Source organism: uncultured Pseudosulfitobacter sp. (assembly GCF_963976325.1).
GTDB lineage: Bacteria > Pseudomonadota > Alphaproteobacteria > Rhodobacterales > Rhodobacteraceae > Pseudosulfitobacter.
Genome location: NZ_CAXBJW010000001.1, coordinates 280265 through 295485 on the forward strand (window position 1 = coordinate 280265; position 15221 = coordinate 295485).

Annotated in this window: 14 protein-coding genes; 8 read left to right on the forward strand and 6 right to left on the reverse strand. The window is 61.6% G+C overall.

The genetic code is table 11. The features are described 5' to 3' along the window. The first annotated feature begins 12 nt into the window (after nucleotides 1–12). Entirely contained in the window at nucleotides 13–888 is an 876-nt protein-coding gene (locus AAC077_RS01420; RefSeq protein ID WP_339766158.1) for a hypothetical protein, read from the forward strand. Nucleotides 889–989: 101 nt separating this feature from the next. Beyond that, complete coding sequence (locus AAC077_RS01425) at nucleotides 990–1211, forward strand: hypothetical protein (RefSeq protein ID WP_339766159.1); 222 nt, start codon at nucleotides 990–992, stop codon at nucleotides 1209–1211. A 68-nt stretch (nucleotides 1212–1279) separates the two neighbouring features. On the opposite strand, the gene eda is transcribed toward AAC077_RS01425, so the two are convergent. Both eda and edd read right to left on the reverse strand, forming a co-directional pair. Continuing rightward, nucleotides 1280–1921, reverse strand: coding sequence for a bifunctional 4-hydroxy-2-oxoglutarate aldolase/2-dehydro-3-deoxy-phosphogluconate aldolase (gene eda, locus AAC077_RS01430; RefSeq protein ID WP_339766160.1), 642 nt, complete (start codon nucleotides 1919–1921; stop codon nucleotides 1280–1282). A gap of 20 nt (nucleotides 1922–1941) precedes the next feature. Beyond that, nucleotides 1942–3747: a phosphogluconate dehydratase gene (gene edd / locus AAC077_RS01435; RefSeq protein ID WP_339766161.1), complete on the reverse strand. Its 1806-nt coding sequence runs from the start codon at nucleotides 3745–3747 to the stop codon at nucleotides 1942–1944. A gap of 276 nt (nucleotides 3748–4023) precedes the next feature. On the opposite strand from edd, the gene AAC077_RS01440 reads away from it, so the two are divergent. Then, complete coding sequence (locus tag AAC077_RS01440) at nucleotides 4024–5040, forward strand: Fe(3+) ABC transporter substrate-binding protein (RefSeq protein ID WP_339766162.1); 1017 nt, start codon at nucleotides 4024–4026, stop codon at nucleotides 5038–5040. A gap of 74 nt (nucleotides 5041–5114) precedes the next feature. On the opposite strand, the gene AAC077_RS01445 is transcribed toward AAC077_RS01440, so the two are convergent. Then, nucleotides 5115–5621, reverse strand: coding sequence for a flavin reductase family protein (locus AAC077_RS01445; RefSeq protein WP_339766163.1), 507 nt, complete (start codon nucleotides 5619–5621; stop codon nucleotides 5115–5117). Nucleotides 5622–5783: 162 nt separating this feature from the next. Here AAC077_RS01445 and AAC077_RS01450 point away from each other — a divergent pair, with 162 nt between their 5' ends. Beyond that, nucleotides 5784–6305, forward strand: coding sequence for a DUF992 domain-containing protein (locus AAC077_RS01450; protein ID WP_339766164.1), 522 nt, complete (start codon nucleotides 5784–5786; stop codon nucleotides 6303–6305). A gap of 103 nt (nucleotides 6306–6408) precedes the next feature. Here AAC077_RS01450 and AAC077_RS01455 read toward each other — a convergent pair whose 3' ends face one another. Then, complete coding sequence (locus tag AAC077_RS01455) at nucleotides 6409–7122, reverse strand: adenylate kinase (protein ID WP_339766165.1); 714 nt, start codon at nucleotides 7120–7122, stop codon at nucleotides 6409–6411. Nucleotides 7123–7127: 5 nt separating this feature from the next. After that, on the reverse strand, nucleotides 7128–9071 hold the full coding sequence (gene acs, locus AAC077_RS01460) for an acetate--CoA ligase (protein ID WP_339766166.1): 1944 nt from the start codon (nucleotides 9069–9071) through the stop codon (nucleotides 7128–7130). 480 nt (nucleotides 9072–9551) lie between these two features. Between acs and dctP the strand changes: the two genes are divergently transcribed. From dctP to AAC077_RS01480, 4 genes are all read left to right on the forward strand, one after another. Then, nucleotides 9552–10571, forward strand: a complete 1020-nt coding sequence (gene dctP / locus AAC077_RS01465; RefSeq protein WP_339766167.1) for a TRAP transporter substrate-binding protein DctP — start codon at nucleotides 9552–9554, stop codon at nucleotides 10569–10571. A gap of 156 nt (nucleotides 10572–10727) precedes the next feature. Further along, nucleotides 10728–11354 (forward strand): TRAP transporter small permease, encoded by a 627-nt coding sequence (locus AAC077_RS01470; RefSeq protein WP_339766168.1) that lies wholly within the window; start codon nucleotides 10728–10730, stop codon nucleotides 11352–11354. Continuing rightward, the gene (locus tag AAC077_RS01475) at nucleotides 11354–12754 is read left to right on the forward strand and encodes a TRAP transporter large permease (protein WP_339766169.1); all 1401 of its coding nucleotides are present in this window, start codon (nucleotides 11354–11356) and stop codon (nucleotides 12752–12754) included. The genes AAC077_RS01470 and AAC077_RS01475 overlap by 1 nt, the downstream gene beginning before the upstream one ends. 182 nt (nucleotides 12755–12936) lie before the next feature. Further along, nucleotides 12937–13473, forward strand: a complete 537-nt coding sequence (locus AAC077_RS01480) for a YaeQ family protein (RefSeq protein ID WP_339766170.1) — start codon at nucleotides 12937–12939, stop codon at nucleotides 13471–13473. On the opposite strand, the gene sulP is transcribed toward AAC077_RS01480, so the two are convergent. After that, a complete protein-coding gene (sulP, locus tag AAC077_RS01485) occupies nucleotides 13470–15212 on the reverse strand; it encodes a sulfate permease (RefSeq protein WP_339766171.1) in 1743 nt (580 codons plus the stop codon). The genes AAC077_RS01480 and sulP overlap by 4 nt on opposite strands. Between the last annotated feature and the right edge of the window lie 9 nt (nucleotides 15213–15221).

Consider the following 15221-nt stretch of genomic DNA (forward strand, 5'->3'; position numbering starts at 1 on the left):
AGACACCCATTTATGCAGATTGTTCTTCATACAGGCGCGCACTTCACGGAAGAAGAGCGGTTGGTCAAATGCCTGCTGCGCAACAAGGAAGACTTTGCCGCCAAGGGCGTGGCCGTGCCCGGGCCTTCGCGCTATCGCAAATTGTTGCGTGATACGTTTGGCGCGATGCAGAACGCAGCACCCGCCGAAGGGGCGCGGGATGTTTTGCTGGATGCCATTCTGGACGCGGAAGATGCAGATCGTGTGATTCTGAGCCATGCGCATGTGTTCGGTGCGCCGCGCGCGTCGGTGCGGGGCGGGCTGCTTTATCCCAATGCGGCCGAGCGGATGGTGCAAATGAGCCAGCTTTTCCCGCATGACCAGATCGAGATGTTCACAGCGCTGCGCAATCCGGCGGCGTTTTTGCCCGCGGTGTTCCGTGCGTCACCGCATGAAAGCGTGGACGCGTTTCTGGGTGGGGTCGATCCGGCGGATGTGCGGTGGTCGGACATGCTGGTCGAAGTGCGTGCGGCCGCGCCCAACGTGAACATCACGGTGTGGTGCAACGAGGACACGCCGCTGATCTGGGCCGAGATCATCCGCGAGATGGCGGGGCTGGAGCACAACGAAAAGATCATCGGCGGCTTTGACGTGCTGGGTGACATCATGTCGCCCGAAGGGATGCAGCGGTTTCGCGGCTATCTCAAGACCCATCCGGCGATGACCGAGATCCAGAAACGCCGGGTGATCGCGGCGTTTCTGGACAAATACGCGCTGGAAGACGAGATCGAGGAAGAGCTGGACATGCCCGGCTGGACCGAGGATCTGGTTGACGAGCTGACCGAGGTCTATGACGACGACATGCTGCGCATCCAGCGGATGCCGGGGGTGACGCTGATCGCGCCCTGACAGAGCATGTTGTGGTTGAACCGGCGTTGACACGCGGCCAGTGTTCCCACACTCATGCGGCGAACAATTATGTTCGGCTTTGAAAACATGGACAAAAACACATGCGCAAACTTGCCTTGCCGCTGATCGCCGCACTGGCGTTGGTCGCCTGCGGGACATCGACACCGACATCTACATCGGCCCCCAAGAAACAGCCAACGCCGGAACAACGTGCGGAAATTGAAAAGGCCCGCGCCGATATGGTCGCGGCAGAATGCGCTCTGTACGCCGAGGCAAAGACGCGGCAGCCGGATTTCAAGATGCCGGCCCAGTGTCAGTCATAAGCCGCGTGTGAAAATGGCCGCTTGGGATGCAAGCGGCCATATGTTCTGCGGGGCGATGGGGGGCCTTGTCAGCGCTCTAACTGCGCCGCTGCCTGTGCCAGCGCTGTGATCCCGTCCCAGTCCCCCGCCAGCACCATATCCTTGGGGGCAACCCAGGACCCGCCTGCACAAACGACGTTCGGCAGGCTCAGGTAATCTGCGGCATTGGCCGGGCTGACGCCGCCCGTGGGGCAGAACATCACCTGCGGGATCGGCGCGCCGATGGCTTTGATCGCGGCCGCCCCGCCCGAGGCTTCGGCGGGAAAAAACTTTAGCATGGTGTAGCCGCGTTCCAGCAGGCGCATCGCCTCGGATGCGGTGGCGGCACCGGGCAGCAGAGGCAGGTCGGCCTCTTCGCAGGCGTCCAGCAGGCGGTCGGTTGCGCCGGGGGACACGCCGAATTGCGCGCCTGCGTCTTTGGCAGCTTGCACATCGGCAGGGGTCAGCAGGGTGCCGGCGCCCACGACGCCACCCGGAACGCCCGCCATCTCGCGGATCACGTCAAGGGCGGCAGGCGTGCGCAACGTCACCTCAAGCGCGGGCAGCCCGCCCGCCACAAGGGCGCGGGCCAGCGGCGCGGCGTGGGTGGCGTCGTCGACCACCAGAACCGGAATGATCGGGGCCATTTGCGCAATGCGCAGGGCGGCGGCGCTGGCGTCTTGGGGTGTCATCGTGTTTCTCCTGTTGTGTCTTAAACGACCACGGCAGCGCCGGTGTCGGCCCCGCCCACGTTGGCGCGGAACATGGCGAACAGCTCGCGGCCCACGCCGTTGCGGTTGCCGCTCAGGTCGGCAGTGGCGGGCGCGCGGTCTTCGATTCCTTCGGCCAGAACCTGAAGCGTTCCGGCCTTGGCGTCCAGCCGTATCATGTCGCCGTCGCGTACCTTGGCGATCAGCCCGCCGTCCAGTGCCTCGGGGCTGACGTGGATTGCGGCGGGGGTCTTGCCCGATGCCCCGGACATGCGCCCGTCGGTGACCAGCGCCACCTTTTGCCCGCGTCCTTGCATCACGGCCATCAGCGGGTTCAGCGCGTGCAGTTCGGGCATGCCGTTGGCCTTGGGCCCCTGAAACCGCACCACGATCACACAGTCGTCGGTCAGGGTGCCTGCCTTGAACGCGGCCTTGACCTCTTCCTGGTCGTGGAACACGCGGGCAGGGGCCTCGATCAGCTGGTGTTCATCCGCAACGGCCGAGATTTTGATCACCCCGCGCCCAAGATTGCCGTTCAACTGTTTAAGGCCCCCCTGCGGTGCAAAGGGATCACTGGCGGGGCGCAGGATACGATCATTCTGGCTGTGGCGTGGGGCGTCCTGCCAGCGGACTTCGCCGTCGATCAGTTTGGGTTCTTGCGTGTAGTCTTGCAGGCCGTTGCCCATGACAGTGACTGTGTCAGGATGCAGAAGGCCCGCGTCCAGCAGTTCGCCGATCATATAGGTCAGCCCACCCGCCGCGTGAAAATGGTTCACGTCGGCCAGCCCGTTGGGATAGACGCGCGCCATCAGCGGTGTCGCGTCAGAGATGTCGGAGAGGTCTTGCAGGTCAAGCTGCACGCCCGCGGCGCGGGCCATGGCGATGATGTGGATCACCAGATTGGTCGATCCGCCCGTCGCCATCAGCCCCACCAGACCGTTCACAAAGGTGCGCTCGTCCAGAATATCACAGACGGGGCGGTAATCATTGCCCAGGTTGGTGATTTCCAGCGCGCGTTTGGCGCCCGCATGGGTCAGCGCATCGCGCAGGTCGGTGTCGGGGTTCACGAAAGACGCACCGGGCAGGTGCAGGCCCATGAACTCCATCAGCATCTGGTTGGAATTGGCGGTGCCGTAGAACGTGCAGGTGCCCGGACCGTGATAGGATGCCATCTCGGCCTCCATCAGCTTGTCGCGGCCCACTTCGCCAGCGGCGTGCTGCTGGCGGACCTTGGATTTCTCCTCGTTCGGCAGGCCCGAGGGCATCGGCCCCGCAGGCAGAAAGATCGAGGGGATGTAGCCAAAGGTCGCGGCGGCAATGATCAGCCCCGGCACGATCTTGTCGCAAACACCAAGATAAACCGCACTGTCAAAGGTGTTGTGCGACAGCGCCACACCGGCGGCCAGCGCGATGACGTCGCGCGAAAACAGCGACAGCTCCATGCCCGTTTGCCCCTGGGTCACGCCGTCGCACATGGCGGGTACGCCCCCCGCAACCTGTGCGGTGCCGCCGTTGGCCAGTGCGGTCTGCTTGATCAGATCGGGGAACCGCTGGAACGGCTGGTGCGCTGACAGCATGTCGTTGTACGCGGTTACGATGCCGATGTTGGGGCTGATCCCTTCGACCAGCGGCGCCTTCTCGGCGCCCATCGCGGCAAAGGCATGGGCCTGATTGCCACAGGTCAGGTGCGCGCGGCGTGGGCCGTCGTCGGCGGCGCGGCGCATGTTGTCCAGATAGCGCGCGCGGCTGTCCGCCGAGCGTTTGATAATGCGGGCTGTGACGTCCTGAATCTTGGGATTGAGGGCCATGGGCGGTGTTCCCTTCACGGATATGTGTCATTGGCTGTTGCAGTCTTGTTAGCGCTAACGGCTCTATGTTTCAACCCGAAGTTTGTTCAACGATGCGCGTTCGGTTCGGGGTTTTCCTCACCATAGCAGAGCTGGACCATCTTTGCGAAACATGCGCGGGGCAGGGCGCGACGAATTGCGACACCCTGCCGGTTTTCACGCCAATGGCTTGACGCATGGCCCGATTTAAGTAATTGACTGTTTTAATCGGAATTTACTGCAACAGGAGTTTTCCCCATGCGTTTCGCCCCCCCTCTGACCCTTGCCTTTGCCACGTTGGTGGCGCTGCCGGCCTATGCCGACGGCGAGTTGAACCTGTATTCCTCGCGTCACTACGACACCGACGAACGGCTGTATTCCGACTTTACCGAGGCCACAGGCATCACCATCAACCGCATTGAAGGCAACGCCGACGAGCTGATCGCGCGGATGCAGGCCGAAGGGCAGAACTCGCCCGCCGACGTACTGCTGACGGTCGACACCTCGCGTTTGAAGCGGGCCAAGGATGCGGGCGTGTTGCAATCCGTGGACAGCGATGTTCTGGAAAACCGCATTCCGGGCTATCTGCAAGATGCCGACAACGAATGGTTTGGCTTCTCGCAGCGTGCGCGGATCATCTTTTATGACAAGGACCGCGTGGCAAACCCGCCGCAAACCTATCTTGATCTGGCCGATCCGGCCTACAAGGGGCAGGTGTGCCACCGGTCGTCCACAGCCGTCTATTCCCAGACACTGCTGGCCGCGATGATCGAAAACTTTGGCGAGGAAGAGGCCAAGGCCTGGGCGCAAGGGATTGTCGACAACTTTGCCCGTGATCCGCAGGGCGGTGACACCGACCAGTTGCGCGGACTGGTGTCGGGCGAATGCGACATTGCCATTTCCAACACCTATTACTTCGCCCGCGCCCTGCGCACCGATGTCAAAGGTCTGGAAAAAGACGCGATTGCCAACATTGGCTGGGTGTTCCCGTCGCAGAACGCCGAAGGCGCGCATATGAACCTGTCGGGCGGCGGTGTGGCTGTTCATGCGCCCAACCGTGACAATGCGGTGGCCTTCCTTGAATATCTGGCCTCGGACAAGGCGCAGGAATATTTCTCGGCCGGCAACGATGAATACCCTGCCGTGCCGGGTGTGGGCCTTAGCCCGTCGGTCGCGGCCTTGGGCATGTTCAAGCCCGATGATGTCGACCTGTCCGCCGTGGCGGAAAACGTGCCTGCGGCGCAGAAGATCTTTAACGAAGTTGGCTGGAAGTGATTTTTGCCACTTGGCACTAAAACAGCAATGGCGCGGGAAACCGCGCCATTTTGCATTGTGTCAGACGGGTTGGGTCAAAACGCCTGAAAGCGACCGTATACGCCTTGGTCAAAGGCCAGACCTGCACCGGCGGCCTTGGCGGCGACCTGAGTGACGCGCCCGACGATGATGCTGTGATCGCCTGCGGGGTGCGCGGCGTAGTGGGTGCAGTCGAACCGCGCAAGGCATCCGTGCAGCAGCGGCACGCCGTGCGCGTCGATGTCGTGGGGATAGGCGTCGAACCCGTCGCCCTTGGCAGCGAAATGCAGCGCCATGTCGGCCTGCGCATCGGTCAGAACGTGGATGCTGTAATGCTGTGCTTGGGCAAAAGCGTCGTGGCGCCGTGACGTGTTCGACAGTGACCACAGCACCAGCGGCGGGTTGAGCGATACCGATGAAAACGAATTGGCCGTGAACCCCAGCGGCCCGATGTCGGACGCCGCGGTGATCACGGTCACGCCTGTGCCAAACCGCCCGAAGGCGTGGCGCAAGGACACGTCGGTATCGGGGCCGGGGGCAAATATCTCGTCGTAAACGCTCATCCTGTGACGGGTGCCATGTTCCGCCGGTGGTGTCCATATCAGAACAGGTGCGTGGGAGGGCGCAGTGCCGCCTGCCGCGACGGCACTGGAACATTGCGCGGCGCGCGCACGTTGTCATGTCAGCGCGGGCAAGCTCGCACCTATAACGAACGGGAGACCAACATGACACGTATCACCCCCAAAAGCATCACCGCAGCACTGGCGCTGACCGCAGGCCTGGCCGCAGGCACGTTCGGGCCCGCGACCACAGCACAGGCCCAAGCCAAGGACCGCGCCGAGCTGGGGTTGCTGGACTGCAACGTCGAAGGCGGTAACGGCTTCGTCTTTGGCTCGACCAAGGAACTGGCTTGCACGTTCAACCCGGCCAATGACGAGCTGCCGCCGGAATTCTACACCGGTTCGATTGAGAAATTCGGCATTGATCTGGGCCGCAGCGACGGCGCTGTGATCAAATGGGTCGTGCTGGCCCCGACCGAGCAAGAACACGTCACCGGCGCGCTGGCGGGCACCTATGGCGGTGTGACGGCTGCGGCCTCCGCTGGCGTCGGCTTGGGCGCGAACGCGATGCTGGGTGGCTCGAACGAGACATATGCCCTGCAACCGTTCAGCATCTCGGGTGAAACCGGCATCAATCTGGCCGTGGCCGTCAGCAAGATGGAACTGGTCTCGGTGCCCGCGCAATAAGCGCGCAGCGTATCCAGAGAAGACGAGAGCCAGAAAAGACAAGGCCCGGCAATTGCCGGGCCTTTTTGCGAACCGCACCGTTTCACAGGATCCAGCGCTTAGATTACGTCGGTCGGTTTCGCGTCGCGTCGGCCACGGCGCGGCTGACGGTTGTGGCGATCTCGTCGATGGACCCCATGGCGTTGATGCGCTGCAAGGCGCCCCGATCCTCGTAATAGGTGATCAGCGGGGCGGTCTGCTTGTGATAGGCCGCCAGCCGTTCGGCCACGGTTTCAGCGTTGTCATCCGACCGGCGTTTCATGTTCGACGCCCCGCAGACGTCGCAAACGCCCTCGACTTTGGGTTTCTTGAAGCTGTCGTGATACCCCTCGCCGCATTCTCCACAGGTGTAGCGGCCCGCGATACGGTGCACCATCGCCTCGTCGTCGACCTCAAGGCTGATGGCCGCGTCAATGCGCTGTCCGCTTTCGGCCAGCAGATCGTCCAGCGCCTCGGCCTGAACGGTGGTACGCGGGAAACCGTCCAGGATCACGCCCTTGGCGGTGTCGGGGTCGGCCAGCCGGTCGCGCAGGATGGCGATGACGATCTCGTCACTGACCAGCCCGCCCGATTTCATCACCTTGTCCGCCGCCTTGCCTGCTTCGGACCCCTCGGCCACCGCCGCACGCAGCAGGTCGCCGGTGCTAAGCTGCACAAGGCCATAGCGTTTTTCCAGCATACGCGCCTGCGTGCCCTTGCCGGCACCCGGCGGCCCCAGCAGGATCAGCACAGGCGGCGCCACGGTGGCAACATCAGCGGTGGTCTTGGTGTCGGTCATGCAGGTCAGCCTTTGTTCATGCGGTTTGCGATCAGGTCGTCCACAACAGACGGGTCGGCCAGTGTCGACGTGTCGCCCAATGCGCCAAAATCATTCTCGGCGATCTTGCGCAAGATACGACGCATGATTTTGCCCGAGCGTGTCTTGGGCAGGCCTGGCGCCCACTGGATCAGGTCGGGCGAGGCGATGGGGCCTATCTCGTTGCGGACCCATGTGCGCAATTCCTTGCGCAAGTCTTCCGACGGTTCTTCGCCGCTCATCAGGGTAACATAGCAGTAAATGCCTTGCCCCTTGATGTCGTGCGGATAACCGACAACCGCCGCTTCGGCGACCTTGTCGTGGGCGACCAGCGCGCTTTCAACTTCGGCCGTGCCCATGCGGTGACCGGACACGTTGATCACATCATCAACGCGGCCGGTGATCCAGTAATCGCCGTCTTGGTCACGGCGGCACCCATCACCGGTAAAGTAGTAGCCCTTGTAGTCGCTGAAATAGGTCTGCTCGAACCGTTCGTGATCGCCCCAGACGGTGCGCATCTGGCCGGGCCAGCTGTCCGCGATGCACAAGACACCTTCGACGCCATTGCCGTCGATTTCCTGACCGCTGGTCGGGTCCAGAACCACGGGCGCTATGCCAAAGAACGGCTTTTGCGCGGCACCCGGTTTGGTTTCATGTGCGCCGGGCAGGGGGGTCATCAGGTGACCGCCGGTTTCGGTCTGCCACCATGTATCGACGATCGGGCAACGCCCGCCGCCGACAACATAGTTGTACCATTCCCAGGCTTCGGGATTGATCGGCTCGCCCACCGTGCCCAGCAGTTTCAGGCTGCTGAGGTCGGCCTTTTTGACGAAATCGTCGCCTTGGCCCATCAGCGCGCGGATCGCGGTTGGGGCGGTGTAGAACTGCGAAACCTTGTGCTTTTCGCAGATCTGCCAGAACCGGCTGGCGTCCGGATAGGTTGGCACACCTTCGAACATCAGGGTGGTCGCGCCGTTGGCAAGCGGGCCATAGACGATATAGCTGTGGCCGGTGACCCAGCCCACATCGGCGGTGCACCAATAGATGTCTCCGTCGTGGTAATCGAACGTGATCTGGTGCGTCATCGCCGCATAGACCAGATAACCGCCGGTGGTGTGCACCACGCCCTTGGGCTGACCGGTAGAGCCCGAGGTGTAAAGGATAAACAGCGGATCTTCGGCGTTCACTTCTGCCGGCTCGCACGTGTCGGATGCGGTGGCGGACAGCGCGTTATAGTCACGGTCGCGGTCCGACCATGGCACATCCGCACCCGTGCGGCGCACCACCAGCGACAGGACGCTGTCGTCACAATTGGCCAGCGCCTTGTCCGCGTTGGTTTTCAGCGGCGTGTTGCGCCCGCCACGGGGCGCCTCGTCGGCGGTGATGACAACCTTGGCCCCGCAGCCGTTCACACGGGCGGCCAGCGCGTCAGGCGAAAAGCCCGCAAACACAATGGAATGGATTGCCCCGATCCGCGCGCAGGCCAGCATGGCATAGGCGGCCTCGGGGATCATCGGCATATAGATCACCACGCGGTCGCCCTTTTCGACGCCCATGTCCTTCAGCACGTTGGCCATCTTGCAGGTGGCCTTGTGCAGATCGCGGTAGGTGATGTGCAGCGCGTCGTCGTCGGGGCTGTCGGGTTCCCAGATAATCGCGGTCTGGTCACCGCGCGCCGCCAGATGGCGGTCAATACAGTTGGCCGAGACGTTCAGGGTGCCATCGTCGTACCATTTGATCGACACGTTGCCATAGTCAAAGGACACGTCCTTGACCCGTGTATAGGGTTTGATCCAGTCGATGCGCTTGCCATGCTCGCCCCAAAAGGCTGCCGGATCGGCGATGGATGCGGCATACATCTTATCATAGTCGGCAGCGTTCACATGTGCATTTGCAACCATGTGAGCGTGCGGAGCGTGGGTTTTTGTCATCGGTGGCGTCCTTCCTTGCGGTCTTGGTGATCAAGGGAAGGGGACAGGCACGTGTGTGCATGTCATTGGTCTCCATCCTCCCTGATGTGATCGTGATAATACCGTGATGTGAAAAGAAGGGAATAACTTGCGGAAATTTAACGGTTTCGCTGTAAATGTTTTTCCGATAACGCCAACATTTTGTAAATTTCAACCTGCGGCACGCCATTTTTCTCTTATTTTCGGGCGATTGCATGTCAAATGGACGCAGGGGCCAATCGCGCACAAACTGTCCGACACCGTGACGGTCCCCATGTCGCCACAGCTTTGCCCCTGTGCCCTATGGCCGCAGGTGTCGCAGCGGGGCAGAATCACGCAACATTCTTTCGCGTTCCCCGCAATGGTCCCGGACGTCGGGGGTTCTGGGTATTGGCATGATGGGAAACGCAGGTTACCCTGAGCCCAAGCGCGCCACCCAAGGCGCGCACAAGGGAGAGTATCATGAACAAATTTACGCTGGGCGCCGTTGCAGGCGCGCTGACTTGCACCTTTGCACTCGAGGCTGCTGCGACCGAATGGAACGTCAGTGTCTGGGGCAAACGCCGCGCATTCACCGAACACGTTGAAAAGCTGGCCGAACTGGTGGCTGAAAAGACCAACGGCGAATTCACCATGAATGTCAGCTATGGCGGCCTGTCGAAGAACCGTGAAAATCTGGACGGCATCAGCATCGGTGCGTTCGAGATGGCGCAGTTCTGTGCTGGCTACCACGCAGACAAGAACCGCGTGATCACCGTGCTGGAACTGCCGTTTCTGGGTGTCGAGAACCTGAAACAAGAGGTGGCGGTATCCAATGCGGTTTACGCGCACCCCGCCGCCGTTGACGAGATGGCGCAGTGGAACGCCAAGCTGCTGATGACTTCGCCCATGCCGCAATACAACCTTGTGGGCACCGGCGAGCCTCGCGACACGCTGGCCAAGTTTGACGGTATGCGCGTGCGTGCCACCGGCGGCATCGGCGAGGCGTTCGCGCTGGTCGGCGGCGTACCAACATCCGTGACCTCCGCCGAAGCCTATCAGGCGATGGAATCGGGTGTTGTGGACACTGTGGCCTTTGCCCAGCACGCCCACCTCAGCTTTGGCACGATCAACCAGGCCGACTGGTGGACCGCCAACCTGAACCCCGGCACCGTGAACTGCCCCGTGGTGGTGAACATCGACGCTTATGAATCCCTCAGCGACGCCGAGCGTGAAGCACTGGACAGCTCGGTTCCCGAGGCAATCGACTATTACCTGTCCAACTACGGCGAACTGCTGAAGCGCTGGGACACGGTTCTGGAAGAAAAGGGCGTTGAAAAAGTGATGTACAGCGACGAGACCATCGCCGAGTTCCGCGAAAAAGCTGCCGGCCCCATCCGTGACGCATGGATTGCCGACATGGAAGGTCAGGGCCTGCCGGGTCAGGAACTGTACGATCTGGTCGAAAAGACTTTGGCGGAAGCCAAAGCATCGGGCAGCTAAGGCACCATCGGGTCACGCCGTCAGGCGGGACCTGACACGCACCCCGTCAAGCCACCGCAGCGCGTCTTGCGGTGGCTTTTCACACTTCGGACATGCACCTGCGTCAAAACCGGGCCTGAACACCGGTCACAGGACATCAAAACTTAGGGGACAGACATGGCAGGAACGTCATCGGTTCTGGAAGACAAAAGTCTGCTCAGCAGGCTGGACAGGGCGCTGTTGCCCGTCGAGTGGTTTTTTGCACTGATCAGCGGCATTGCCGTCTTTTCGCTTATGTTTCTGGCCGTGTGGTCGGTGCTGGGGCGCAAGTTCTTTGGCAGCCCGTTGCTGGGTTACGTCGATTACATCGAAACCGCGATGCCACTGATTGCGATCATGGGCGTGTCTTATGTGCAGCGCAGCGGCGGGCACATTCGGATGGACATGCTGGTGGGCGCACTTTCGGGGCGGGCAAAGTGGTTGTTCGAACTGATCTCGATCCTGTTGATCCTTGTGCTGATTGTCGCGTTGATCTGGGGCAGTTGGGCGCACTTTGACCGGTCGTTCGATTGCGCGCGGCCCCTTTGCAGCCGCGACAGCACCATCGACATCGGGTTGCCACTTTGGCCCAGCAAACTGATCGTACCGATGGCGTTTACGGTGCTGGCGCTGCGTCTGGTGTTGCAAGCGTGGGGATACGCCCGTGCGCTGGTGCTGGGGCTGGAAAATCCGGTGGCGGTGCCGCTGATCCTGACCGTGGCCGAGCAGGCCAAACTTGAAGCCGACGCGCTGGGAGACGACTGATGGATCCGATTACCATTGGTCTGTGGACCACGGGCGGCATGCTGGTGATGGTTGTTCTGGGGATGCGCGTGGCCTTTGCCGCGGGCCTTGCCGGTTTTGCGGGGCTGTTCTGGCTGCGCTGGAACGGCTTTGACTATGACCCCGAGCGCATCGGCAAGGCGCTGGAAATCAGCGTCAAGATCGCGGGGCAGGTGCCCCATTCCAAAGTGTCGTCACAGGCGCTTAGCCTGATCCCGACCTTTATCCTGATCGGCTATCTGGCCTATTATGCCAAGCTGACGACCGCCTTGTTCGAGGCGGCCAAACGCTGGATCGCCTGGGTGCCCGGGGGGCTGGCGGTGTCGACCGTTTTTGCCACCGCAGGCTTTGCCGCCGTGTCAGGCGCATCGGTGGCCACGGCAGCGGTCTTTGCCCGCATCGCCATCCCCGAGATGCTGAAGATCGGCTACAACAAGCAATTCGCGGCGGGGGTTGTGGCCGCGGGCGGCACGCTGGCATCGCTGATCCCGCCATCGGCCATCCTCGTGATCTATGCGATCATCGTTGAACAGGACGTGGGCAAACTGCTGTTGGCGGGGTTCATCCCCGGCGCGTTCTCGGCGGTGGTCTATGCCATCCTGATCATCGGCATCGCCATGGTGTTCAAAAACGTCGGACCTCCGGTCAGCGGTTTCACATGGCGCGAACGGTTCGAATCCCTGCCGCCCGCCTTGCCTATCGTGGCGGTGATCGTGATCATCATCTTTTTCGTCTACAACCCCTTTGGCGAAGCATGGGGCACCCCGACCGAAGGCGGGGCCGTGGGCGCGTTCATCGTGTTCCTGATGGCGCTGTATCGCGGGATGCGTCTGAACCAGTTGAAAGACGCGCTGATCGAGACGGCCAAGCTGACGGTGATGATTTTTACCATCATCTGGGGCGTGCTGATCTATGTGCGGTTTCTGGGCTTTGCCGACCTGCCGGGGGCTTTTGCCGACTGGATCACGTCGTTGCAAATGTCCCCGATGCTGATCCTGATCTGCATTCTGCTGGCCTATGCGGTGCTGGGGATGTTCATGGATGCCATCGGGATGCTGCTGTTGACGCTGCCTGTGGTCTATCCGGCGGTGATGGCGCTGAACGGGGGCGAGCTGGTCTCGGCGGCGGACAGTGCCTTTGGCATGTCGGGTCCGATGTGTGCGATCTGGTTCGGGATTCTGGTGGTGAAAATGGCCGAGTTCTGCCTGATCACCCCGCCCATCGGTCTGAACTGCTTTGTCGTGGCGGGCGTGCGCGACGACCTGACCGTGCAGGACGTGTTCAAAGGCGTGACACCCTTTTTCCTCGCGGATGCCGTGACCATCGGTCTGCTGGTGGCCTTCCCCAGCATCGTGTTGTGGCTGCCATCGCTGGCAGGCTAGACGCGGTTTTGATCCCGACACCAAGGCCCGCACCCCCTCGTGCGGGCCTTTTGCCTGTGCCGATCCGTTGCCCAACCCGAAAGCCGCCAAGCGAAACCAATTGTTCGCAGGGCCTGCTATGTGCTTTCACAATGCCCCCAGACGCACTAGGCATCGGCAACTTCGCAGGTCTGGGGCATGTCATGGCGCAAAAATCTACCATCTACAAAGTCGAGCTTTCCGTATCCAATATGGATCGCCACTATTACGAGACGCACAAACTGACCGTTGCAAAACACCCTTCGGAGACGGACGAAAGGTTGATGGTGCGCATTGTTGCCTTTGCGTTAAACGCCCACGAACAACTGGAAATGACCAAAGGCCTGTCCACGGATGACGAGCCGGACATCTGGCAAAAAAGCCTGAGTGGCGAGCTTGAGCTGTGGGTGGCGCTTGGCCAGCCCAGTGAAAAGGTCGTGCGCCAATCCTGTGGAAAGGCCGATCAGGTGATCATCTATTCCTACGGCGGCCGCACAGCCGAGATGTGGTGGGACAAGATCAAGAACAGCACCACGCGTTTCGACAACCTTCGGGTCCTGAACTTTTCCGAGACCGACACCGCCGCGCTGGAGAAACTGGCAAGTCGCGCAATGAAGCTACAGGTCAATATCCAGGACGGCGAAGTGATGGTCAGTGTCGATGATGAAATCGCCTATGTGACGCCGGTCAAGTGGAACTAGGCGGACCGATGCCCGCGCGTGATTTGTCGCTGCGTGACCTCTGTCCACGCATCGTAATTTGACAGAAACACCTGACCGTTCAGGTCATTGATCAAATGCGATGTCCTGAGCCGGTCCATGACCGGACCTTTGACCTCGGACAGGTGCAGGCCCACGCCCAGAAGCTTCAGCCGCTGGTTGATCGCCTCAAGGCTTTCCAGCGCGGAAAAGTCGATCTCGTTGACCGCCGAACACATCAGGATCACGTCGCGGATGGGGCCATCTGGCAAAATGCGGTCCTGAATCAGATCGTCCAGGAAGCGCGCGTTGACGAAATACAGGCTTTCATCGACCCGCAGGTTCAGCACCGATTGCACGGTTTCCACGTCGTGCCGGTGGATGTTGCGAAAATGCTGGGTGCCGGGGACCAGCCCGATCTCGGCCACGTGGGGGCGCGAGGTTTTGAACAGGTGCAGCAGGATCGACAGCAGCACGCCCGAGGCAACACCGATCTCGACCCCAGCGCCAAGCGTCAGCACGATGGTGGCCGTCACCGCCGCAAAATCGCCGCGCGAATAGGTCCATGTTTTCTTCAGGATGGAAAAATCCACAAGGCTCAGCACCGCGACGATGATGGTGGCGGCCAGCGTGGCATTGGGCAGAAAATAGATCAGCGGGGTCAGCGCCACAGCCGCGATGGCCAGCCCGATTGCGGTAAAGGCGCCAGCCGCGGGTGTGTCCGCGCCCGCGTCAAAGTTGACGACCGACCGGGAAAACCCGCCCGTGACCGGAAACCCCCCGGTAAATGCTGCGCCGATGTTGGCGGCACCCAAACCGATCAGTTCCTGATTGGGGTCGATGCGCTGTTGTTTCCGGGCCGCAAGCGTTTGCGCCACCGACACGGATTCCACAAACCCGATGATCGAGATCAGCACGGCGGGCACCGCCAGTTGCGCGATCAGGTCAGGGGCAAAACCGGGCAGGGTGAAGGGCGGCAGGCTTTGCGGAACCGCGCCCACGATGCTGACGCCGCGTGCCGACAGGTCGAACGCCCAGACGGCCACGGTGGTCAGCACGACGGCAGCCACTGGTCCTGCCTTGGTCATCACATCAGCCATTCTTGCGCCGACACCCATACGCCGCAACAGGGGATTGAACCGCTTGCGCACCCAGAACAGAAACGCGGTGGCCAGGACGCCAAGGATCATGGTGATCCAGTTCGTTTCGGGCAGGTGATGCCAAAGCGCGCTTAGCATCTGGATCAGCGTGTGCCCTTCGGCCTTGATGCCCAGCAGATGCTTGATTTGGCTGGCAGCGATCAGGATGCCCGAGGCGGTGATGAACCCTGCGATAACCGGATGGCTCAGGAAATTTGCCAGAAACCCCAACCTGAACAGGCCAAGCGCCAGCAGGAACAGTCCCGACATCAGCGCCAGTGTCAGCGCCGCAACCGCATAACCGGCGGTTCCCGCATCGGCCACCTGTGCCACGGCAGAGGCGGTCAGCAGCGACACCACCGCAACCGGCCCCACGGCCAGCGCCCGCGACGAGCCGAATATCGAATATAGAACGATCGGCACGATTGACGCGTAAATGCCGGCTTCGGGTGGCAGACCGGCCAGCATGGCGTAGGCCAGCGACTGAGGCACCAGCATGATCGTCACGATCACCGCAGCGACCATATCGTTGGAAAAGCTGTCTCGGTTGTAGCGGCGAGCCCAGTCGAAAACAGGGGCGTAGTGGCGCAGCAATTGGATCATCTTGGGTCT

Coding starts and splice junctions, on each gene's coding strand:
- AAC077_RS01420 (WP_339766158.1), top strand. CDS start 13: ATGCAGATTGTTCTTCATACAGGCGCGCACTTCACGGAAGAAGAGCGG.
- AAC077_RS01425 (WP_339766159.1), top strand. CDS start 990: ATGCGCAAACTTGCCTTGCCGCTGATCGCCGCACTGGCGTTGGTCGCC.
- eda (WP_339766160.1), bottom strand. CDS start 1,921: ATGACACCCCAAGACGCCAGCGCCGCCGCCCTGCGCATTGCGCAAATG.
- edd (WP_339766161.1), bottom strand. CDS start 3,747: ATGGCCCTCAATCCCAAGATTCAGGACGTCACAGCCCGCATTATCAAA.
- AAC077_RS01440 (WP_339766162.1), top strand. CDS start 4,024: ATGCGTTTCGCCCCCCCTCTGACCCTTGCCTTTGCCACGTTGGTGGCG.
- AAC077_RS01445 (WP_339766163.1), bottom strand. CDS start 5,621: ATGAGCGTTTACGACGAGATATTTGCCCCCGGCCCCGATACCGACGTG.
- AAC077_RS01450 (WP_339766164.1), top strand. CDS start 5,784: ATGACACGTATCACCCCCAAAAGCATCACCGCAGCACTGGCGCTGACC.
- AAC077_RS01455 (WP_339766165.1), bottom strand. CDS start 7,122: ATGACCGACACCAAGACCACCGCTGATGTTGCCACCGTGGCGCCGCCT.
- acs (WP_339766166.1), bottom strand. CDS start 9,071: ATGACAAAAACCCACGCTCCGCACGCTCACATGGTTGCAAATGCACAT.
- dctP (WP_339766167.1), top strand. CDS start 9,552: ATGAACAAATTTACGCTGGGCGCCGTTGCAGGCGCGCTGACTTGCACC.
- AAC077_RS01470 (WP_339766168.1), top strand. CDS start 10,728: ATGGCAGGAACGTCATCGGTTCTGGAAGACAAAAGTCTGCTCAGCAGG.
- AAC077_RS01475 (WP_339766169.1), top strand. CDS start 11,354: ATGGATCCGATTACCATTGGTCTGTGGACCACGGGCGGCATGCTGGTG.
- AAC077_RS01480 (WP_339766170.1), top strand. CDS start 12,937: ATGGCGCAAAAATCTACCATCTACAAAGTCGAGCTTTCCGTATCCAAT.
- sulP (WP_339766171.1), bottom strand. CDS start 15,212: ATGATCCAATTGCTGCGCCACTACGCCCCTGTTTTCGACTGGGCTCGC.